This is a genomic window from Streptomyces sp. NPDC052016 (genome assembly GCF_044548445.1).
Taxonomy (GTDB): domain Bacteria; phylum Actinomycetota; class Actinomycetes; order Streptomycetales; family Streptomycetaceae; genus Streptomyces.
Genome location: NZ_JBIUBX010000001.1, coordinates 481,447 through 502,441 on the forward strand (window position 1 = coordinate 481,447; position 20,995 = coordinate 502,441).

Annotated in this window: 17 protein-coding genes and 3 pseudogenes; 9 read left to right on the forward strand and 11 right to left on the reverse strand. The window is 70.4% G+C overall.

The window, feature by feature from the left end; translation table 11 throughout:
* The first annotated feature begins 1 nt into the window (after window position 1).
* On the forward strand, window positions 2-1,192 hold the full coding sequence (locus tag ACIHAR_RS02235; protein WP_400016032.1) for a thiolase family protein: 1,191 nt from the start codon (window positions 2-4) through the stop codon (window positions 1,190-1,192).
* Between the two features lie 18 nt (window positions 1,193-1,210).
* Here the strand turns inward: ACIHAR_RS02235 and ACIHAR_RS02240 are convergent, their stop codons facing one another.
* The 4 genes from ACIHAR_RS02240 to mmsA form a co-directional block, all read right to left on the reverse strand.
* Window positions 1,211-2,080, reverse strand: a complete 870-nt coding sequence (locus tag ACIHAR_RS02240) for a helix-turn-helix domain-containing protein (RefSeq protein ID WP_400016034.1) — start codon at window positions 2,078-2,080, stop codon at window positions 1,211-1,213.
* 1,044 nt (window positions 2,081-3,124) lie between these two features.
* Complete coding sequence (locus ACIHAR_RS02245) at window positions 3,125-4,234, reverse strand: substrate-binding domain-containing protein (protein WP_400016036.1); 1,110 nt, start codon at window positions 4,232-4,234, stop codon at window positions 3,125-3,127.
* Window positions 4,235-4,445: 211 nt separating this feature from the next.
* Window positions 4,446-5,759 (reverse strand): multiple monosaccharide ABC transporter permease, encoded by a 1,314-nt coding sequence (mmsB, locus tag ACIHAR_RS02250; RefSeq protein WP_400016038.1) that lies wholly within the window; start codon window positions 5,757-5,759, stop codon window positions 4,446-4,448.
* Window positions 5,756-7,306, reverse strand: coding sequence for a multiple monosaccharide ABC transporter ATP-binding protein (gene mmsA, locus ACIHAR_RS02255; RefSeq protein ID WP_388759653.1), 1,551 nt, complete (start codon window positions 7,304-7,306; stop codon window positions 5,756-5,758). The genes mmsB and mmsA overlap by 4 nt, the downstream gene beginning before the upstream one ends.
* A 215-nt stretch (window positions 7,307-7,521) precedes the next feature.
* Between mmsA and ACIHAR_RS02260 the strand changes: the two genes are divergently transcribed.
* The 3 genes from ACIHAR_RS02260 (at window position 7,522) to ACIHAR_RS02270 (ending at window position 10,561) form a co-directional block, all read left to right on the forward strand.
* Window positions 7,522-8,766, forward strand: a complete 1,245-nt coding sequence (locus ACIHAR_RS02260) for an ROK family transcriptional regulator (RefSeq protein WP_365472669.1) — start codon at window positions 7,522-7,524, stop codon at window positions 8,764-8,766.
* Between the two features lie 764 nt (window positions 8,767-9,530).
* Window positions 9,531-9,737 carry a DUF2180 family protein gene (locus tag ACIHAR_RS02265; RefSeq protein WP_400016041.1) on the forward strand — a complete coding sequence of 69 codons (207 nt, stop codon included), beginning with the start codon at window positions 9,531-9,533 and terminating at the stop codon, window positions 9,735-9,737.
* 386 nt (window positions 9,738-10,123) lie between these two features.
* Window positions 10,124-10,561 (forward strand): Fur family transcriptional regulator, encoded by a 438-nt coding sequence (locus tag ACIHAR_RS02270; protein ID WP_400016336.1) that lies wholly within the window; start codon window positions 10,124-10,126, stop codon window positions 10,559-10,561.
* Here the strand turns inward: ACIHAR_RS02270 and ACIHAR_RS02275 are convergent.
* Window positions 10,537-10,698: a hypothetical protein gene (locus ACIHAR_RS02275; protein WP_400016043.1), complete on the reverse strand. Its 162-nt coding sequence runs from the start codon at window positions 10,696-10,698 to the stop codon at window positions 10,537-10,539. The genes ACIHAR_RS02270 and ACIHAR_RS02275 overlap by 25 nt on opposite strands.
* A 271-nt stretch (window positions 10,699-10,969) precedes the next feature.
* Here ACIHAR_RS02275 and ACIHAR_RS02280 point away from each other — a divergent pair.
* Window positions 10,970-11,460 (forward strand): annotated as a pseudogene (locus ACIHAR_RS02280) (IS5 family transposase); the annotation flags it as partial.
* Between the two features lie 150 nt (window positions 11,461-11,610).
* Window positions 11,611-11,733: pseudogene (locus ACIHAR_RS02285) on the forward strand (helix-turn-helix transcriptional regulator); the annotation flags it as partial.
* Window positions 11,734-11,744: 11 nt separating this feature from the next.
* Here ACIHAR_RS02285 and ACIHAR_RS02290 read toward each other — a convergent pair.
* Entirely contained in the window at window positions 11,745-12,227 is a 483-nt protein-coding gene (locus ACIHAR_RS02290) for a hypothetical protein (RefSeq protein WP_400016044.1), read from the reverse strand.
* Window positions 12,228-12,817: 590 nt separating this feature from the next.
* Here ACIHAR_RS02290 and ACIHAR_RS02295 point away from each other — a divergent pair.
* Both ACIHAR_RS02295 and ACIHAR_RS02300 read left to right on the forward strand, forming a co-directional pair.
* Window positions 12,818-13,279: a pyridoxamine 5'-phosphate oxidase family protein gene (locus tag ACIHAR_RS02295; protein WP_365473196.1), complete on the forward strand. Its 462-nt coding sequence runs from the start codon at window positions 12,818-12,820 to the stop codon at window positions 13,277-13,279.
* Window positions 13,280-13,722: 443 nt separating this feature from the next.
* A complete protein-coding gene (locus tag ACIHAR_RS02300) occupies window positions 13,723-14,205 on the forward strand; it encodes a hypothetical protein (protein WP_400016046.1) in 483 nt (160 codons plus the stop codon).
* A gap of 136 nt (window positions 14,206-14,341) precedes the next feature.
* Here ACIHAR_RS02300 and ACIHAR_RS02305 read toward each other — a convergent pair whose 3' ends face one another.
* The 4 genes from ACIHAR_RS02305 to ACIHAR_RS02320 all read right to left on the reverse strand — a co-directional run bounded on the left by ACIHAR_RS02305 (window position 14,342) and on the right by ACIHAR_RS02320 (window position 18,198).
* Entirely contained in the window at window positions 14,342-15,931 is a 1,590-nt protein-coding gene (locus ACIHAR_RS02305; RefSeq protein ID WP_400016048.1) for a hypothetical protein, read from the reverse strand.
* 72 nt (window positions 15,932-16,003) lie between these two features.
* Window positions 16,004-16,234 (reverse strand): NAD(P)H-binding protein, encoded by a 231-nt coding sequence (locus ACIHAR_RS02310; RefSeq protein WP_400016050.1) that lies wholly within the window; start codon window positions 16,232-16,234, stop codon window positions 16,004-16,006.
* Between the two features lie 189 nt (window positions 16,235-16,423).
* A complete protein-coding gene (locus tag ACIHAR_RS02315) occupies window positions 16,424-17,536 on the reverse strand; it encodes a sensor histidine kinase (RefSeq protein WP_400016053.1) in 1,113 nt (370 codons plus the stop codon).
* Window positions 17,533-18,198 (reverse strand): response regulator, encoded by a 666-nt coding sequence (locus ACIHAR_RS02320; protein ID WP_400016054.1) that lies wholly within the window; start codon window positions 18,196-18,198, stop codon window positions 17,533-17,535. Before ACIHAR_RS02320 ends, ACIHAR_RS02315 begins: the two co-directional genes overlap by 4 nt.
* 197 nt (window positions 18,199-18,395) lie before the next feature.
* On the opposite strand from ACIHAR_RS02320, the gene ACIHAR_RS02325 reads away from it, so the two are divergent.
* On the forward strand, window positions 18,396-19,655 hold the full coding sequence (locus ACIHAR_RS02325) for a DUF418 domain-containing protein (RefSeq protein ID WP_400016056.1): 1,260 nt from the start codon (window positions 18,396-18,398) through the stop codon (window positions 19,653-19,655).
* Window positions 19,656-20,565: 910 nt separating this feature from the next.
* Here the strand turns inward: ACIHAR_RS02325 and ACIHAR_RS02330 are convergent.
* A pseudogene (locus ACIHAR_RS02330) lies at window positions 20,566-20,743 on the reverse strand (repressor LexA); the annotation flags it as partial.
* Window positions 20,744-20,995: the final 252 nt, after the last annotated feature.

Consider the following 20,995-nt stretch of genomic DNA (forward strand, 5'->3'; position numbering starts at 1 on the left):
CATGATCGAGCGACCACGTGACGTGTACGTCGTCGACGCCGTCCGAACCCCCTTCGGTCGCTACGGCGGCGCGCTGTCGGGCATCCGCCCCGACGACCTGGCCGCCGGTGTGCTACGCGCCCTTCTGGACCGCAGCCCCGACCTGGACCCGGCGCGCATCGACGACGTACTGCTCGGCAACGCCAACGGCGCGGGCGAGGAGAACCGCGACGTGGCCCGCATGGCCGTGCTGCTTGCCGGGCTCCCCGTCAGCGTGCCCGGCGCCACCGTCAACCGGCTGTGCGGATCCGGCATGGAAGCCGTCGTCCAGGCGGCCCGCGCCGTCGCACTCGGTGACGCCTCCGTCGTCGTGGCGGGCGGCGTCGAGTCCATGAGCCGCGCACCCTGGGTGCTGCCCAAGCCGGACCGGGGGTTCCCCGCGAAGGACCAGCAGCTGTACTCGACCACGCTCGGCTGGCGGCTGGTCAACCCGAGGATGCCGCGGGAGTGGACCATTCCGCTGGGCGAGAGCGCCGAGCTGGTCGGCGCCAAGTACGCCATCACCCGCGAGGCCCAGGACGCGTTCGCGCTCGCCAGCCACCGCAACGCCGCGCGCGCATGGCGCGAGGGCCTCTACGACGGGGAGGTCGTCCCGGTCGAGGACGTCAGCCTGCCGCGCGACGAGAACATCCGCGACGACACTTCACTGGAGGCCCTCGCCAGGCTGAAGCCGGCGTTCCGCACGGACGGCACCATCACCGCCGGCAACGCCTCGCCGCTCAACGACGGGGCGGCCGCGCTGCTGCTCGCCGACGAGGAGGGGCTCGCGGCGATCGGACGCGAACCGCTGGCGCGGGTGCGGGCGGCGGCGGTGACGGGTATCGAGCCGCAGTACTTCGGGCTCGGTCCGGTCGACGCGATCCGCAAGGTGCTCGCCAAGGCGGACCTCGCCGCCGCCGATCTGCACACCGTCGAGCTCAACGAGGCCTACGCGGCCCAGGCACTGGCTTGCCTCGCCGCCCTGCCCGAGCTCGACCCGGCCGTCGTCAACCCGCGCGGCGGCGCGATCGCCGTCGGCCATCCGCTGGGCGCGTCGGGAGCCCGCATCACGGGAGCGGTCGCGCACCAGCTGGCCGCGGCGGGCACGGGCACGGGGCTGGCGGCGCTCTGCATCGGGGTGGGCCAGGCATTGGCGCTGGTGCTGGAACGCTGAACGGGGCGGCCGCCGCGTTCAGCCCGAGCGGCGCAGCGCGGCGGGAGTGGTGCCGAGCCGGGCGCGCATCACCCGGGTGAGGTGCTCCTGGTGGGAGAATCCGCAGGCCACGGCCACCGCAGCGATCGGGTGGGTGCCGGTGCGCAGCAGCCGGCACGCCCGCTCCAGACGCAGCGCGAGCAGGAACTGGTGCGGCGACTGTCCCGTGCTCGCCCGGAACTGCCGGGTGAACTGGCTGCGGCTCAGTGCGGCTGCGTCGGCGAGGTCCGCGATCGGTAGCGGTTCGGCCAGCCGCTCCTCCATGAGCGCACGGACGGCGGCCAGCCGACGTGCGGAGAGTCCGGACCGGCCCTCCGCCGGCACGGCGTCGCGGACGCCGTGCCGGCGGGCGAGCTGTGCGGCGAGCATCCCGGTCAGGTGGTCGGTGTAGGTACGGGCCGACGGCTCCCACGAGCGCACCGCGCCCGCCAGCGCAAGCAGGACCTGCTCGGCCAGGGGATCGGTGATGCCGAATTCCTCGGACAGCTCCACGGCCCGTCCGTCGTTCGCCTCGCACAGCGCGTCGTCGGTGAGGTAGGCGTGGACCGTGTCGAGCGTGCCGCCGAGTTCGACGGCGAGGGTACGGCCGGCGGGCTGCAGGAAGAGCCCACCGGCCGGGATCGTGCGCGACCGGGTGCCCGCCCCGTGTCCCCGCCGCACGGTGACGGGTCCGCTCAAGTGCAGGATCAGCAGATGCGTGGGCGCAGGATCGAAGGCGGCACGATAGGGCTGTTCCACCTGGGTGGATACGTACAGCCGCTCCCATCCGAGCCCGGCGCTGCTGTGCCGCGTCCGTACGCCGGGTTGCCGCAGGATGCCGACCGTGTCGGCCAGACCGAGCTCCGCCATGGTGCGACCTCCTCGTGGCACCGAATGTGGTTGAACTGTAAACCATGAGTGCGGGAAGGGAAGGCGACGCACCCTGATTTCCCAGGCGTGTCCCGTCACGAGATGGTGCGTGATACGGCGGCCGCCGTCGGTGCCGGCCCGCAGGGGCCGGTGAGACGCTTGATGAGGAGGCGACCGGCTGCCCGGGCAGCGACGGACCGGGGCGACGGCAGGCCGCCGACTCCGACCGTCCGGCTGCCCGCTCACTGGGCGTCCGCCCCCTCGGCGGTTCCGGGAGACGCTCGCCGCCGCGCCCTCGATGCCGGCGCAGTCGTACGTCGCATGCCCCACCCCGGAACACCGGACACCGGACACCGGGCACGCGCGCGGCGCGGCAGGCGGCCCGGGCGCCACCGTGGTCCGCTTCCGCGGTCAGGCGACCGATGCTCCGCCCCACCGGCCTCAGCGCACGGGCATCGATGGTTCGCACCGCCTGTCCGAGGACCCGCAGGTCCGGCCGCCCTCCCGGCCAGTGGCTGCCGTCCCACGGCCCACGACCCGGAGGTGACCACGCTCGCAACGAGATCATCGCGCCTTGGGCGGGCGGCCCCGGGGATGTTCGGAAGGGGCGCCCACACGATGGTCAACCTTGGGCTGGCGCATGGCCTGTCGGGATGAACAAGCCTGCCGCGCCCCCGCGGGCGGCGCGGTGGGCACGTGGGACGGTCGTGCGTGCGGACGACGGGCGCCCGCGCGCTCAGGCGTCGCTCGTGGCGGCGTCGGCCCGCTGTGCCTCCGGGTCGGCCTGGGGGGCGTCGCGGGCAGCGGCGATGGCGAGCCACGCAGCCGGCGGCTGCGGGCGGTCGGCTCCGGCAGCAGAAGGTGGAACCCGCCCCGGGGTGTGCAGTTCGCGTCCGGCGTGGAGCGCGCCGCTGATGGGAGACCGTCACCCGGGAGATCGGTGCCCGTATGGCCCTGTCGGGCGAGCACTTCGGCGGTGCGCCGGCACCCCCGCTCGCCCCTGAACCGCGGTCCGAGGCGGGCGAGGGTTCGATGGGCCCGGTGCTACTTGGTGAGTGGCGCCAGCTTGGGGTCGTTCGCGTAGGCCTCGGCCGCGTTCTGCTTCGTCACGATGACGGGCGGGAGGAGGTACGACGGGACGACCTTGACGCCGTTGTCGTAGGACTTGGTGTCGTTGATGGTGGGCTTGTCACCCTTCTGGAGAGCCTTGACCATGTTCACGGTCTCCGCGACGAGCTTGCGGGTGTCCTTGTTGATGGTCGAGTACTGCTGGTCCGCCATGATCGACTTGACCGACTCCACCTCGGAGTCCTGGCCGGTGACGACCGGGAGCGGCTTGCCGGCGCCCTGCACCGAGGTGAGGATCGCGCGGGCGAGGGTGTCGTTCGGGGAGAGGACACCGTCGAGGGTCTTCTTGCCGCTGTAGGCCGAGGTCAGCAGCGAGTCCATGCGCTGCTGGGCGTTCTCCGCCTTCCAGCCCTGGGTCGCGGTCTGCTTGATGTCGGTCTGGCCCGAGCCGACAACGATGTCGCCCTTGTCGATGAGGGGCTTGAGGACCTGCATCGCGCCGTCGAAGAAGACCTTGGAGTTGTTGTCGTCCGGCGAGCCGGAGAACAGCTCGATCGTCCAGGGGCCCTTGGCCTTCTTCGCCTTCATGCCGTCGACGAGGGCCTGGCCCTGGAGCTGGCCGACCTTGAAGTTGTCGAAGGCGATGTAGTAGTCGACGTCCTTGGTGTTGGTGATCAGACGGTCGTAGGCGATGACGGTGGCGCCCGCCTCCTTGGCCTGCGAGACCTGGGTGGCGAGCTGGGAGGCGTCGGTCGCGCCGATGACGATGACCTTCGCGCCCTTGGTGACCATGGAGGAGATCTGCGCCTGCTGGTCGGCGACTGTGGTGGAGGCCCCCGCGTACTGGACGTCGGCCTTGAAGCCCGCGTCCTTCAGGCCGGCGGTGAACAGGTCGCCCGCGAGCACCCAGTTCTCCGAGGTCTTGGCCGGCAGGGCGACGCCGATCAGGGCGTCCTTGGCGAAGCCTTTGGCGTCGGCGCTGTCGCTGCCGGTGGAGCCCTCGCGCTCGTTGGAGCAGGCGGTGCCCAGGGCGAGCAGGGCGGCGGCGCCGACGGCGGCGATGCCTCTGGTGACGAGTCTGCGCATGGTGGCGTTGGACCTTTCGTGCGGTGCTGGTTGCGGGTGGGTGTGCCGTCGAGCGCGGCGGTGGAGGCGGTGCGGTTCGACCGCCGGATCGTGGGCGGGGTCCACGTGCGGGGGTGGGGGGTGACCGGGCATCCGGTCGTCAGGGGTGCCCCCGATCGTCGGGGGCGGCCGGCCGGAGGGTCCTGTCACCGGTCGGTGGGCGGACACCGGGTCAGCCCGCGACCTTCGCCTTGCCGGGATCGGCGTCGGCGTCGGTGCCGCCGCCCGGTGCGGGGGCCACCGGGGTGGCCGGGTCGTCCCGTTTGAAGGGGCGCATGAGCGCGCCGATGATCGAGAAGCGGCCCTGCTTCTTGTTGTAGACGTCGAAGGCGACGGCCAGCAGCAGGACCAGGCCCTTGATGATCTGCACCATGTCGGAGCCCACGCCCTCCAGTTGGAGACCGTTGTTGAGCAGCGCCATGACGAGACCGCCGACGATCGAGCCGCTGACGGTGCCGAGGCCGCCGGAGACCGCCGCGCCGCCGATGAACACGGCCGCGATGGCGTCCAGTTCCCAGCTGAGACCGTCCTGGGGTCCCGAGGCCGCAGAGCGGGCCACGAAGATCATGCCAGCGAGCGCGGCGAGAACGGACATGTTCATCATGACGAGGAAGTTGACCCGCTTGAGCTTCACGCCGGACAGCTCGGCGGCGCGCGCGTTGCCGCCGACGGCGTAGATGTGCCGGCCGCCGATCGTGTTGCGGGTGTAGTGCGAGTAGAGCAGGACCAGGACGATCAGGATGATGCCCGAGATCGGCAGGCTGGTGCCGATCCGGCCGCCGGCGAAGCGGAGCGTGGCGAAGACGATGACACCGATCATGACGGCCAGACGGATGCCGGTGACCCACAGTGGTGCCGCATCGGCCTGCATCTCGCGGCGGGTCTGCCGCGCCTTCCACTCGCGCCACACGACACCGGCGCAGGCGACCGCGCCGAGCAGCAGGGTCAGGTTGTTGTAGCCGGTGTCGGGGCCCACCTCGGGCAGGAAGCCCGCGCCGATCTCGCGGAAGCCCTCGGGCACGGGGACCGTGTCGGCGTTGCCGATGTACTGGTTGCCGCCGCGGAACAGCAGCATGCCCGCGAGGGTCACGATGAAGGCCGGTACGCCGATGTAGGCGACCCAGAAGCCCTGCCAGGCGCCGATCGCCGCGCCGACCAGCAGGCCCAGCACGATGCCGAGCGGCCACGGGAGGTCGTACTCCTGCATCGCCTTGGCGACGACGATGCCGGTGAACGCGGCCACCGAGCCGACCGACAGGTCGATGTGCCCGGCGACGATCACCATCAGCATGCCGATCGCCAGGATCAGGATGTACGAGTACTGGCTGACGACCGCGATGAGGTTGCCGGAGGTGAGCGTCAGTCCGTCGGTCCAGATCTGGAACAGCACGACGATCGCCACCAGGGTGGAGATCATGCCGAACTGGCGGGCGTTGGAGGTGGTGCCCCCGAAGAGGTTCTTTTGCAGGTCAGTCATACGGCTCATGGAGTGGGGCTCTTCTTCGTCGCGGTCATCTGCTTCATCAGGAGTTCCGGGTCGGCGTCCTCGCGCGCCACGTCGCCGGTGATGGCACCTTCGAACACCGTGTAGATGCGGTCGCACAGGCCGATCAGCTCGGGCAGCTCGGAGGAGATGACGATGACCCCCTTGCCCTGGGCGACGAGCCGCTGGATGATCCCGTAGATCTCGAACTTGGCGCCCACGTCGATGCCCCGGGTGGGCTCGTCGAGGATCAGCAGGTCGGGGTCGGTGAACATCCACTTCGCCAGGACGACCTTCTGCTGGTTGCCGCCGGAGAGCTTGACGACCCCCTCGTCGACGCTGGGCGTCTTGATGCGCAGGCTCCGGCGGTACTCCTCGGCGACCCGGTGCTCGCGCACGGGGTCGATGACGCTGCGCCGGGCGATTTTCGACAGCTTGGCGGCCACCATCGAGGTCTTGATGTCGTCGAGGAGGTTGAGCCCGATCGACTTGCGGTCCTCGCTGACGTAGGCCAGTCCGTGCCCGATGGCGTCCGACACCGTCTTCAGCTGGATCTCCCGGCCGTCCTTGAAGACCCGGCCGGACAGCCAGGTGCCGTAGGAGCGGCCGAAGAGGCTCATCGCGAGTTCGGTGCGGCCCGCCCCCATGAGTCCCGCGAAGCCGACGATCTCACCGCGGCGCACCTGGAACGACGACCCCTTGCACACCAGCCGTTCGTCCGAGCTTGGGTGTCGTACCGTCCAGTCGCGGACCTCGAAGAAGACCTCGCCGATGTCGGGCGTGCGGTCGGGGAACCGGCTGCTGAGCTCCCGTCCCACCATGCCTCGCACGATGCGGTCCTCGTTGACGCCGTCGGCCTTCACGTCGAGGCTCTCGATGGTGCGGCCGTCACGGAGGATCGTGATGGTGTCGGCGACCGCCTCGATCTCGTTCAGCTTGTGCGAGATGATGATCGAGGTGATGCCCCGCTCGCGGAAGCCGCGCAGCAGGTCGAGCAGGTGCCGGGAGTCGTCCTCGTTGAGGGCCGCGGTGGGCTCGTCGAGGATCAGCAGCTTGACGTCCTTGGCGAACGCCTTGGCTATCTCGACGAGTTGCTGCTTGCCGACGCCGATGTCCTTGATCAGGGTGTCGGGGTTCTCACGGAGCCCGACCTGCTCCATCAGTTCCAGGGCGCGGCGCTGGGCCGTCTTCCAGTCGATGGAGCCGCGGCGGCGCGGCTCGTTGCCGAGGAAGAGGTTCTCGGTGATCGACATACCGGGCACCAGGGCCAGCTCCTGGTGGATGATCACGATGCCGGCGTGCTCGCTGGCCCGGATGTCGTTGAACCGGACCTGCTCGCCCCGGTAGACGATCTCTCCGGTGTAACTGCCGTGCGGGTGGACCCCGCTCAGCACCTTCATCAGGGTCGATTTGCCGGCGCCGTTCTCGCCGCAGATCGCGTGGATCTCGCCCTCGCGCACCACGAGGTTCACGTCGGCGAGCGCGGTGACGCCGGGGAAGGTCTTGGTGATCGACCGCATTTCCAGCAGGGGCGTGGCGGTGGGTGTCATGAGCCGGGCTCCCCACCGCCGGGAACGCGCCAGAGCGCCTCCCGGCCTTCGGGCCTGCGGCATTCCGTGGACATCAACTTGCCTCCGATGGCACTGCCCTGTGCCTTCGTGTCCGGGGTGTTCCGTCTGAGGCCCGGACACTAAATCCATTTGTTTTACTAAGTCAATGGGCGCGGGGAGATATGTTGTTGGTGGGTTACAAGAGAGGACCGTGCGTGCGGCAGGCAGGAACGAACCTTCCCAAGGTCGGGCGATACAACCGGGCCGTCGTCCTGGACCAGATCCAGCTCGCCGACGGCATCAGCCGGGTCGAGATCGCCCAGCACACGGGACTCACCCCCCAGACGGTCTCGGGCATCGTCCGCCGGCTGCTCGACGAGGGGATCGTGCGTGAGGACGGTGCGAGCAAGGGCTCCAGCGGCGGGAAGCCGCGCACCACCCTTCGGCTGAACGCCGACGCGGGCAGCGCGGTGGGTCTCCACTTCGACCCCGTGGAGCTCAGCTGCACCGTGGTCGACCTGCTCGGCCGCCCGCTGGTCGTGAGGAGGCGCCCGACGCACCCGAGCAACGACCCGGTCGAGGTCGTGAAGGTCATGGCCGAGCTGGTTGCCGACGCGCTCGCCGAGGCTGGTGTCGACCGCGGCAAGGTACTCGGACTGGGCCTGGCCACCCCCGGACCGATCGACGCCGCGCAGGGCGCGATCGTCGGCGCGCCACAGCTCGCCCGCTGGACCAGGGTTCCAGTCCAGCACATGCTCAGCGAGGCCACTGGTCTGCCCGTTACCCTGGACAACGACGCCACGGCCGCCGCCGTCGGTGAACGCTGGTCGGGCGCGGGCCGGGGCGTGGCGGACTTCGCCTACTTCTTCTTCGGAACCGGCATCGGCGGCGGGCTCATCCTCAACCACCAGGTGTACCGCGGTGGTTCACTCAACGCGGGCGAGTTCGGCCACTCCTGCGTGCTGGCCGACGGACCGGAGTGTTACTGCGGCAACCGGGGTTGCCTGGAGCGGCTTGCCAACCCTGAGGCGATCGTCGCTGAAGTGCATCGCAGACTAGCCACCGGACCGCATGCGGACAGCGCGCTGGCACGCGCCTTCGCCGAGGACCCCGACGCGGTCGACCACGGCGCCGTCCAAAGGGCCGCCGCGGCCGGCGACCCGGTCGCCACGGCGGTCATCGACGAGGTGGCGGAATACGTCGCCTCGGTCGCGGTCAACATCGCCAACTTCATCGATGTGGATCTGATCGTCCTCGGCGGACACGGCATTCAGCACGTCGAGTCGCGTTACGTCGACGTGGTCGCCGCGGCGCTGGCGACCCGCCCCCTGTCCCGTCACGTCCGGGTCGTCCGGGCCGAGGCGTCCCCGCTTGGCGCGGACGCCGCGGTGGTGGGCAGCGCGGCGCTCGTCCTGCACGCCACGTACTCCCCCCAGTTGTCGGCGCTGTTGGCGGATTGAGGGACGTGTGCCGGGTCGGCATGCCGGGCGACCGGCTCAGCGGGCCGCCGGATCGCGGATCGGCGGATCGGCGGACCCCCGTCGGGGGAGCGCCGACACCCGCCAGGTTCGCGGAGTTGCGGAACGGCGGGACTGCCGCGCCCTGTGGAAACGTGCGGTTGACCATGTCGTTGGCCCTGCTGACCACCGCCGTTCTGGACGTGGTCGGTGACGTCGTTGTTGAAGTAGCCGAGACTCGGCCCGCGGGCTCACGCGACCGGTGGCTGCCCTCACAGCCGGGCGGCAGGATCTACCTCCCACAATGTCGAGGTGGGTTGGTGTGGTCTTCGCTCCAGCGGTCGTCCAGGCGGGGCTTGTACTCCTCGGTGCCCGTCCGCGTGGTCGGTGACGAGTCCCGCATCGACGAGGGGTCGAAGGGCGTGGCCGAAGGGTGGTGCGGCTGACGCCGAAGCACGCTCTGGGTGCATGTTCCCCGGAGAGTCGGCTGCCGTCGGCATGCCCCGGGCTGGAGCCGGCGGCAACGCGATACCCCAAGATCCGGACATGGAAACCGCGCCGCGCCGTCCCTAGAGTTGACTCAGTCAAAACTAGGGGGCTATGTTCGATGTGTGCCGAGGGGCGAGTAGCGCTCGCGGGCACATGGCCATCCCTGCTCGAAACGTCGTCTTTCTGCCTGAGTGTGCGCAGTGCGGCGTGGGCGGGATGCGGACATCACGCACCCCACTGCACGTGGCAAGTGGGCCAGTTTTCACTCGGGAAGCACCATGCACTGTTACGACTGTTCCCAGGAAGGGCACAACGAGGCCACCGGTATCGGCTGCTGCACGCGTTGTGGACTGTTCACCTGCGCCAATCACTCACTGATCATGCGGTCGCCTGTCCAGCGGCCCATCGGAGTGATTCCCATGACGAGTGCCCTTCCGGCTCGGCGTCTGGTGTGTGGCGCCTGCCGGACGGCGGAAGCTGCCTAAAGCCGTCCTCGTAGCCGCCATCAACGAGTGGTCGTGACGTACTGGTCCGACGACAACTCGAACACCCGTACTCGCCGACCGCAGGTGGGATTGACGGTCTCACGGAGCGGACGCATCCCCGGTTTGGTCATGATCCGTTCGGAGGCGCCGTTGCCCGTCCTCACCAGGCGCTTTCTTTACACGCCCTAGAGCTGACTGAGTCAACTCTGGGTTGTATCGTGGGCTGCACGCTTGGCGCCGTGGTGTCGAAGGGCGGCACGGTTTCCCTGTGCTCTGCCTGCCGGGCGGCCGTGGTGAGGTGCCGGGCCGGGATGTCGCCGAGGGCTGCCGCCGTTCGTGCGGCTGAGTGGTCGGCACTCGGTATCGCGTAGGAGAGCGAAATGGCCATGGAGGAGCTCGCGGGTGACCTGCTCAAGCGCAAGGGGCTGCGCAGCACGGCCCAGCGCAGGGCGGTGCTGACCGCTCTGCAGGGCCATCCGCACTCCACGGCGGCAGATCTCGAGACGCGTATCGGTACGGACGCGGGCGCGGCCGGAGGTCTGTCCAGGCAGGGTCTGTACAACGTGCTGGAGGATCTGACGAAGGCCCAGCTCGTTCGCTGCATCGAGCCCGCCGGTTCGCCCGCCCGGTACGAGTTGCGGGTCGGCGACAACCACCATCATCTGGTCTGCCGCCGGTGTGGTCTGATCGAGGACGTCGACTGCAGCGTAGGCGCGGCACCGTGCCTCAGCCCCGGCGAGGACAAGGGCTTTGCTGTCGACGAAGCCGAAATCACCTGGTGGGGACTGTGTTCGGACTGTCAGGAGGCCGCCCCGCAGCGGTGAGAGCACGTATGGTCGCCGTTGATGTTCATGCACTGACAGACGTTCAGCTCCTCCTCGGTCACGACGTCCGCCGACGCCTTGGCGGCCACCAGCATCATCTCGGTCGAGCCCCGGCCCGGGGGCTGGGGGATCGGCATGGGTGGTCCGCTCGGGCTCGGCTGTGGTCTCCGGCTGGCGGTCGTGTGCATCTCTGCCGGCGGCACCATGACGCACGACGCGAGTGACCCGGCAGTTGCACCTTTGCCATGCAGCAAGACGCCCTCCGGGAGTCTCCCGAAGACGGCATGCGCAGCAGCCGATGAAAGCATCGGCCGTAGCAGGTGAGCTCGCCAACAGTTGCGGCTCGAAGGATCGGGCCCGGGCCGCCGCAGAGCGTGTCTCTTTGGCGCGTTGGTCAGTTGATCGGATATGTCTGTCCGATTAGTAATAACTGATGCGATGTGGGACCGGATCGAGCCGCTGATGCCAGCCAATCCGGTCCGCGGGCGGCGGTGGGCCGACCACCGCCCCCCTTGAGGCCATCGCGTGGAAGTACCGCACCAACTCGCCCTGACGGGCCCTGCCTGCCGGGCTCGGCGCGTTCCAGACCGCTCACAAACGGCTGATCAGGTTGGGCAGTCGACGGCACCTGGGAGACGATCCTCGGCGCCGTCCTGGCGGCGGCGGACGCCGATTGACGACATCGACTGGACGGTATCGGTGGACTCCACAGTCGTCCGAGCACAGCCGCACACAGCCGGAGCGCGTACAAGGGGGATATCCGCTCCGGCGAGCCCACCGATGACGCACTCGGACGCTCCCGCGGCGGGCTGAGCACGAAAGTACACCTGGCCGCGGACGGTTGTGCACGACCGCTCGCCCTCAGCATCACCGCAGGCCAGGCAGGTGATCTGCCGGAGGACTTCTTGCACGCCGTACGCGGCGACGCCCTGCTGGCGCCCGCCATCACCCGCAAGCTCCTCGACCTGGTACGTCACTCAGCCGCCGCCCGCCCGCACTGGCAGCGGGCTGCAGGGAGCTGACCGGCCGCGAGCGCGAGGCGGGTCGCTCTGGCCGCACAGGGCCTGTCCAACGACGAGATCGCCGATCGCCTGGTCATCAGCCCATTGACCGCCAAGACCCCCATCAACCGGGCGATGGCCAAGCTCCACGCCCGCGACCGCGCCCAGCTCGTCGTCCTTGCCTACGCCGGCGGCATACCGCTTGCCAGCAGTTCTGCCGTTACCCGTTCAGGCAGGGCAGCGAGCGCGGCCGCGGCATGCCGCGGCTCGGTGTGCTCCAGGAGCAGGCCGAGCGTGCGGTGGACACTGCGAGGCGCGGGCGGACGGAGCGTGTCGTCGGACACCGCAGGCATCGGCGGCGCGGCGAGCAGTTCGGGCAGAGTGCCACGGTGCCCGGTCAGCGCGTCGTGCAGCCCGCACCAGCGGGCCGCGTCCCCACCGAGGTGGCGCCTGTCAACTCCCTGAGATACGCGGCGGTGTCCGGCGGTGTCGTCGCCGACTCCACCCGCAGCGGCGACCTTGGCCGCCACCGAGCGTGCGGGCCGCGCCCGCTCCACCGTCCGCAGCGCGGCACCACTGCCCAGGCCCGCGCCCTCCGCGTCCTGACCGGGCCGGACCATCTCGCGCAGCAGCCACTCGGCCGCCCCCACCCGCGTCGTCGTCATGGGCGCCGTGCTGACACGGCCTTGACCATCCCGGTCGGCCACCACCGGCCTCCTCCGCCCCGCCGGGCGCGAGCGCATAAACCTGCTGAAGAAGCGCAGCCCGGCCGGGGGCGGTCTTCCGGCGTTTCGGCCGCCGGCACCACCAGACGCTCCTGGAGGCGATCGGCAACCCGCGCCGCGAAGCGCATGACGCCCCCTTCGGCCGCCCAGGTGGCAGCCAGCGGCCAGCGGGCCGAGTACAAAGCCTGGGAGCGCCCGTACAAGGGGCGGCTGCGCCGCACGGCCCACTGACGTATTACCCCTGCTGGTGAAGCCCGTTCATCAGTGTTGTCGTCCGGCCGCTACGGCCCGGCCCACCGGCTCGGATAGTCCGCCTGGCGACGCAGCCACCAGGCGTGATCACGAGCCAGTCACTACCGGCGCGATCACGAGCCAGTCACTACCGGGGACAAACGTGACTGAGCACTTCAGCTTCCACCCTGAGCATCGAAGTCGGTCACCCGAGCCAAAAGGTGAAGGGTTCATCGGTCGCTGGGAGTAGGTCCTGCGCCTCAGGCGCGCTTCGCGCCTGCTGGCTAGGGTCGGTCCTCATGGAGACCACGGGGATCGTTCGTCGCCAGACGGCGGAGCGTATGCGCCACGCTCTGGAGCGGCTCGTCACAGAGCGGGATGTATGGGTGTCGACGGCTCACCCTGACCACGGGCCGCACCAGGTGCCTCTGTGGTTCTTGTGGGATGGGCGAGCGGTGTGGATGTGTACCAGCGCCACCTCCGTGACGGCGCGGAACGTCCGCGAAGAGCCTCGCGTGCGTCTGGCGCTACCGGACACCTTCGACGTGGTACTTCTCCAGGGTGAGGCGGAGTGCTTTCCGGACCAGGAGGCGCCCGGAGCCGCAGCGGATGCGTTCGCCGACAAGTTCGGATGGGATCCGCGCGTGGAGGAGGGTTCCTTTCTGTATGTACGCGTGGTCCCGAGGACTGTGCGCGCTTGGCGCGGCGAGCCGGAACTGCGCGGGAGAGTCATCATGCGCGACGGAATGTGGCTGGAATAACGGCCGCCCTCGCCGACGGGCCTCCCTCGGCTCACGATCTATGTGAGTATCAAGCGCGGACATGGTTGCCGCGCGGGAGGCACTCGAGCAGGCGAGGGGCGCCCCTTCGGCCCCCGGGTCGGGCCGCGAGTCACCGGCCGGTCCCCGGGCTGGGGGACCGGCCGGTGGCACCCATACCGACGGCACCGGCGTATCGCGGTTCACCGGCCCACTGCGTCCCGGTACGCGCACGCCGGTGGAGGCCGCGTAGCAGCAGGTCATTCTTGGGGGCCTGTGTTCGCTGGGCTTAGCGTCAAGGATCGTGGGTGCAGACATCGATGGTGTGATCGAGCTTCGCTCGGCCGGTGGGCACTGGGAGATGCAGGTCGACCTTCTGGATCTCCAGTCGGGGCGGGACGGCGAGGCGTGGGGGGTGTCTTTTCGGCTTCGGCGGGACGGAGGGTTTGGAGCGTCCCCTCTTTGCCGATCGCGGGCTCCCGGGCGATGCCTCGGATGCGGTGTGGGAGGCCGCAGTCGGCGACTACCAGCACAGTCACACCTATGCCACCTGGGCCGAAGTTGCCGCGGTCGACTGGGACGCCCCGCTCGACGGCAAGCCTTCTTGGTACTGGGTGGGCTTGTGGCGGCCTGGTGAGGACGGCGAGTTCGCCCAGGACGGCATCGTCTGGGCCTCAGCGACGCCCGGCCCGGGGGAGGCGGCGGCCGATGCGTTCGGCGGGGATCTGGACAGCCCATCGCAATGGCCGCAGGGCGGCGAGGTTCAGCTGGAGGGTGCCGTGTACCGACCCGTGATCCTCACCGCGGGAATGCTCGCTCCTGCGGACCGATCGCCTTGGCTCGGGGCCTGGCAGGCGATGCGGCGCCTGGCCGCCGAGTACGGAGACGAGAATGTTCGGCCGGTCGTCTGGTTCGGGCGACGCCCATGAAGTCACGGCAGTTGGCGAAAGGCGGCTCGTGAGGTGGCGCAATCGCCGACCACCGAGCTTTCTCCAACCCCCCTAGACGTCGTCCGCGCGGAGGGGCACTGGCACATCGTGGTGGCGGCGGTTTCTACTGACCCGGTCAACCCGTAACCGAGCAGTCCAGGATCCGCCCGTCCACCGTCCCCACGACCAGCCGCTGTTGCTCCGCCCGGTACGCGGCGGACACCGGCGTGACCGGGTGGCCGTGCGCGCGCAGGATGTGCCGGGCTCGCACCTCGCCCGTGGCCGTGTCCAGGGTCTCGACCTCGCCGGTGAGATATACGACGTACACCCTCCGCTCGTCGCCGTCGAGATCGGCGAGCGGCTTGTCGGTGCCGTACACCCAGCGTGCCTCTCCGTCCGGCAGACGGCGGCTCACGACGTACGTGCCCTCGCGGGCTTCCAGGTAGGTGGCGCCCTGTTCGTACGACCGGCCCGCGAGGACGAGGGTGTGTGTCAGCTCGATGGCGGGGCCGTACCAGGGCTGGAGCGCGGACGCCGGGTCCCAGCGCAAGGGGAAGAGGGCGCGCGGCGTGGCGGGGCCGTGGGCGCCCGGAGGATCGATCGCGTGGATCCACGGCGCGTCGTCGTCCGGGCCGGGGCCGTCCACATACAGCAGACGGGCGCTGTGTCTGACGCGCAGCGCCGGGGAGTTGGAGCGGCTGGGGGCGAGGCCGAGACGTGCCGCCTCCTGGTGCGTGGGGGCGAGCAGCAGCGCGGCGTGTGCGTCGCGCCCTTGCGGGCGTAGGGCGAGCCAGCCTTCGCCCGCGGCGCACAGCGCGGGGTCCGACGGCACGTCCACGCAGTTCAACGGGCCGCCGTCCGCCGTCGCTATCCGCCGAACAGTGGTCGCGCGGTCGACCAGGCGGCCCGTCACCTCGTCGCGCCGGTAGCCCCGGTACGTCACCCACGCCGACTCCTCGTCAGGGGCCGCCTCGACCCGGACGCTCCCCTCGCCGTCCGCAGGCAGAGCCCACCGCAGCGCGCCCGACGGATCCCAGCATTCGAGGTCCGTGTGCCGGCCGGTGGCGAGCACCCGGCCGTCGGCCAGAACCGCCAGGTCCCGCATCTCCGCTCGCCGCCGCCACCGGCCCTCCGTCAGCTGCGCGAGGGTGTCCTCCACACGCGGGTCGTAAAGGAGCCCGCTCTCGACCATCGGATGGCGTGTGTGGTCGGGGTCGACCAGACCGGCCGGAGCGGACAGCCAGTCGTCCACCGCGACGGCCAGCTCGAAGCCCTTGCGGAAGCCGCCGTCCTTGTCCTCGGGGGCGAGCAGCATCGCGAGCCTGCCGTCCTCGAGCCAGCGCAGGTGGCGCACTTGGCGGCTCTTGCTCAGCAGGTCCGTCACGCGCCCGGTCTCCAGGTTCAGCAGGAGCAGCTGTCCCTGAAAGTCCCACGAGCCGTCGTAGCGGCCCGTGCCGACGGCGACGAGCGGCAGCTCGGGGTGAGGCTCGATGGCGCATACGGAGTAGCGGGAGGGGACGACGTGCCGCGGACGGAGGGTGCCGGCCTCGTACACGCCGATCCGGTGGCCGAGCCAGCGGCCCGTACCGCGCCACATGACGTGCCCGAGGTCACCGGCCGCGATGACGCAGCCGTGACGCGCGTCGTTCACCGCCCATACGGGCCGGCCGATCTCGGCGAACGGCTGGTCCCCGAGTATCCGGCGGACGGTCAGCTCGTCCGGCACGACAATCTCCCCCCAGGTGGCGCACAGTCTGCCAGGCCCGGCGCTTTCCTGCGGTCTTCCGAGGCGATCGACTCATCCGTGTACGTGATCGGTCACGGATCCACGAGACTCCTGGCCGGCCGCGGCGGCGAGGACGTCGTGCTGTGAGGTGGCGTCCCCGGCCACCGGCGTGACCTGCTCACGCAGGTCGCCCAGAGCCTCCGGGTTGCGGACGAGGGTCGTGACGGAGTCGCCGGAGCGCAACGCCAGGTCGGTCGGGATGCGGCCTGTGGGACCGGTCGCGCCCCGGGTGAGCAGATGCATGGCAGAGAATCTTCGAGGTGCGGGGGCGAGGTGGGGGAGTACCGCTCGCAGCCTGTGGCGTCGATGTCGGCTGCGTGCCGGCCGGCCCGGCCGGGATCGTGAACTTGTGCTCCCGTGCATGGCGGGTTCAGCGCGGGCGGCGTTCATGGCAGGGGGTGTCCGCGATGCTCGCGCCGGAGAGGTCATCGGTCATCGGTTTTGATCGACGGGTAGCTCCAGGCACAGCTCGTAGCCGCCGTCGCCGGAGGGACCGTTGACGAGGGTGCCACCGAGGAGTTCGGCCCGTTGCCGCAGGCCGGTGAGGCCGTGGTGGGCGCTGGGCAAGGGGATCGGGGGACGGGTGGGTGCGGTGTTGGTGATGGTGGTGCGGATGACGCCACCCGTGCGGTGGACACGGACGGTGGCTGTGGCACCGGGGGCGTGCTTGCGGACGTTGGTGAGGGCTTCCTGGACTGTGCGGTAGACGGCGCGCTGAACGGTGGGCGCAAGGTCTTCGGGCAGATCGGTATCCAGTTTCACTGCGAGGCCGCTGCCCTCGACCAGCCGTTGCAGGTCTGCGAGGGAGGGCTGGGGGGTGAGGTCCGTAGGGCGACTGCCGGACGCACGCAGCACGCTGACCATGTGCCGCAGCTCGTCAAGGGTCTGCACGCTGAGCTGCCGGATCGTGGCCGCGGCCGTTTTGGTCTCCGCGTCCCGACTGCCCACCTGAAGCGCTCCGGCCTGTACGGCGATGAGGCTGACCTGGTGGGAGACCACGTCGTGCATCTCCCGGGCGAGCTGTGCGCGCTCCTTGGCCAGGACGCTTTGGGCGGTCAGCAGCCGCTCGTGCTCGCGCGCCTCGGTGATTTCGGTGAGCCGGAGCGACAACTCACGGCGTGCTTGAACGAGCTGGCCCAGGAAAACGGGGGCGGCTGCCGTGGCCACGGCGTAAATGAGGTGGACGAGGCTGTGGGTTCCGGCGAGTTCAGAGGCTCTCAAGGTCGACCACGGCCACGGCAGGAGGTCGCTGATGGCGTAGGCGAGGGCACAGCCGGCCAAGAGGACACGGTGACGGCTGAGGGAGGAGAGCGTGTACAGCGCGGCGAGCGTGGCGAACACCGCGTCGGTGACCAGGGCGGTCGGGAGCGTGAGGACGAAGGTCGTCAGTGGCAGGCGGCGGCGCAGAACGAGGGCGAAGGCGGCGAGCAGTGCGCAGGCCATGGCGGTTTGCTGCTCGACGTCGACGTTGACCCACGTGTCCGCCAGCGCGGCCGTGACGAGCCCGGCGTCCAGCAGCGGAGCCGGCAGGCGCCGGGGGTTCACCGGGTGTCCCCGGCCTGAGGCGGCCCGAGCATGCCCGCCCGCTCGGCGATCAAGGCCGCCTGGACGCGGCTGTTGACCTCCAACTTGCTGAGTACCGCGCTGACGTGTCCCTTGACGGTGCCGGCGCTCAGGTGCATCCGTTCGCCGATGTCGGCGTTGGCGAGCCCTTCCGCCATCAAGACGAGCACGGCGCGCTCGCGCTCGGTCAGCCGGGCGGCGAGGCGGGCGGCGGGCTCGCGCGCGCTCTTGTCGAGATAGCCGTCCACCACCTTGCGGGTGACCTTGGACGACAGCACCGTACTGCCCTCCGCCAGAGCGCGGATCAGGAACGGGAGCTGCTCGGGGTCGGTGTCCTTGAGCAGGAACCCGGCCGCGCCCGAGCGCAGAGCGGTCGCCACGTACTCGTCGGCGTCGAAGGTCGTGAGCATGGCCACCACCGGAGGGTCCGGCAGGCGGCGGAGGTCCGCCAGGACGGTGAGCCCGTCCACGTCCGGCATCCGGATGTCCAGCAGGACGATGTCCGGGTGCACCTCCCGTACGGTTCGGACAGCCTGCCCGCCGGGGACCGCCGCGACGACCTCGATGTCGTCCGCCGCGTTCAGGATGTGCGTGAAGCCCACGCGGATCAGAGCTTCGTCGTCGACCACCTGGACCCGGATCATGCGCGCTCCGCTCCTCGCCTGCCTGCTGCTGACCAAGGTCTACCCACCCGGGGACTTCCGCCGGCGAACGGGCCGCGTTTCCCGCCGGTTGGCGGTCCGGCCCGGCCGATCGGCAGGGATCGCTTCGGCCGGTCGGCGGGGTACGTTCGGAAAGCTGCCTCGTGGGTTGCGTCTTGCTTTCGGGCAATCGCTGATACATGAGGCAGAACGCAGCGTCGGCAGTGCCGGCGGAGGTGTCGCATCAGCTCGAGGCGGAGCGTCCCCTCGCCGCCGCCACGTCCTCCACGGGCCGGCTGATCGGAATCGACCTGGCCCGCGGCCTCGCGGTCTTCGGTATGTACTCCGCCCACGTGGGCCCCGATGTCACGGTGGGCGGCCCGGTGGGCTTCCTGCTGGAGACGGCGCGAGGCCGCTCCTCCGCCCTCTTCGCCCTGCTCGCCGGTTTCTCGCTGGTCATCATCACCGGCCGTCCACTTCCCCGGACGGGCCGTTCCGGCCGCCAGGCGGTGGCCAGAATCGCGATGCGCGCCGTCGTCCTGGTGGTGCTCGGCTACGTGCTGACCGCCTTGGACACCTCGGTGGACGTCATCCTCAGCTTCTACGGGCTGCTCTTCCTGGCCGTACTCCCGCTGTACCGGTTGCGGGCGGGCACCCTCGCCGTCCTCGCCGCCGCGAGCGCACTGATCACGCCCCAGGTCCTCTACGCGATCAGGCAGTCCATCGAGACCGGAAACTGGTCGAACGCCGTCACGGGAGGGGACCCGCTCGCCCGGATCAGCGGCACCGACGGCATGGTCGAACTGCTGTTCACGGGGGAATATCCGGTTCTCACCTGGGCGCCGTACCTGATCGCGGGCATGGCGGTGGCCCGGCTCGACCTCACTCGGTCCGGCGTCCGATCCCTCCTGGCCTTCATCGGCGGGGCGCTCGCCTTTGTCGGCTACGGCGGCTCTTGGCTGGCCCTGCACCTGGTCCCGCGCGCCCTCACCGCCGTCGCCGCTGCCACGGACGGTGACTCCGCGACGTCGGCGTGGTGGTCGGACACCGTAGGCACACCCGAGGGCTCCACCCCGGCTGCCTGGCTGCTGGTGGCCGCACCGCACAGCCAGACGACCTTCTCCCTCCTCGGCAACACCGGCGTCGCCATGGTGGTGCTGGCCGCGTGCCTGACCCTCGCCGAGCGGATGCCGCGCCTCACAGGCCTCACCCGACCCGTCGCCGCAGTCGGCATGATCGCGCTGACCGTGTACGTCCTGCACATCGTCGCCCTCTGGTTCTTCGTCGACGTCTGGTACGTGGCCGCCATCGAGGGCGAGACCATGTCCGCGCTGCCGGTGCTCCTCGCCTTCATCGCGGGCGCCATGCTCCTGGCGGCGGTATGGACTCGCTTCTTCCGGCGCGGCCCCCTGGAGCACCTCCTCGACATCGCCACCCGGCCCGCGCGGCACATCCGGTGAGACGGCGGTGGTGACGACGGGAGCTGGTGAAGACGGCGGTCGGGCGGCCTCGTCCTCGCGTCGCTGGACGTCCGGTCTGCGAGAGTCGGCCGAGGAGCCCGCGGTGAGGGAACATGCTCTCGCCGGCGCGGCGGGCCCGCGGCGGGCTCGGTGCGGCCGGATGACGGCGGGCCCCTCGGATCACCCGCATGGACGCCCCTGAGCCGAACCCCAGGCGCTCCGTCCATGGCGTCGACAACGGCATCGTCCATCCCGGAGCTTCGGAATCACCTTCACCAGCGATGACGGCGGTGTCGGCCCAGCACGGGACACTGCGGGAGTCAGCCGATTCATTGGCGTGGGCCACGGGCAGAAGAGACGTGTGAGCCCTGGTCGCCGCGTTGCCGTCGCCGTCTTCCTGATCCTGGCGGCGATGGTCGTGATGTACTTCGCCGCTCTCTGGCTCGTCCGGCATTTCTGAGACGCGGTCGGCGGGGGAGGGGCCGGGGCGGGTGCGGTGCCGGCGTGCGAGGTGGCGCACCGGCCGGAGGCGTCGCGGGTGATGTCAGGTCCGGGATGCGACGGATTTCCGTGCCCGCGTGCCCCTCCGGCGCTTCTCCGGGGTCACCGTCCCTCCGGCCCCGTCCGTTCGGCGCGTCGGGTGCGCCACTCCCGCGCGCTGCAGCCGAACGCGACGTGGTCACGATCCCCGGCTCCGGCGACACCGGTGGCTCCTGCCGCCCCCGCACCTATCCCTCAGGCCCCGACGGAACGGACGACGAAGGGACTGTCCGCTCATTGGCGACGACCGGCGCGGCCTCCCTTTCGAACGCCTCGGGTGTGGGCTGGGTGACGCGGGCGTCGATCTCCAGGACGCATGGACTTGCCTATTCCTCCGGGGCCGTGCACGTAGAGCACGGAAGGGCCCCGTCCCGTCCGGAACAACGCCGCGCGGAACATCGCCCGGGGGAGAGGGGAAGACGTGCTCGACGGACTCCTCGGCGAGGATTGGGGCCGCCTACGGCGATGCGGCCGACCAGTGGCACGTACCGCGTGGCCGGCTTGACCGCGGTGTCCGTGGGCTGCACCGAGGCGGCCTGGTCCGAGCGCGGAGAGCGGGGTAGTGCGAGCTGCTTGTTTCCTCTCCGGGCGGGCAGAGCAGCGGCCGGTTCGCGGCCGGGGTGGGACTGCTCCTGCTTCGAGGTGGCCCGCCTCAGGTGTTGACGGCTCGTTCGGGGTGTTGGCCGCTGGTGAAGCGTGCCTGGACATCGGGTCTGTCGTGGAGTCGGGCCGGGCAGCCGGGGCCGGTCCGTACCGTCAGCAGGTACTCGGGACGGACCGGCCCACTCTGGGAGGGGCGG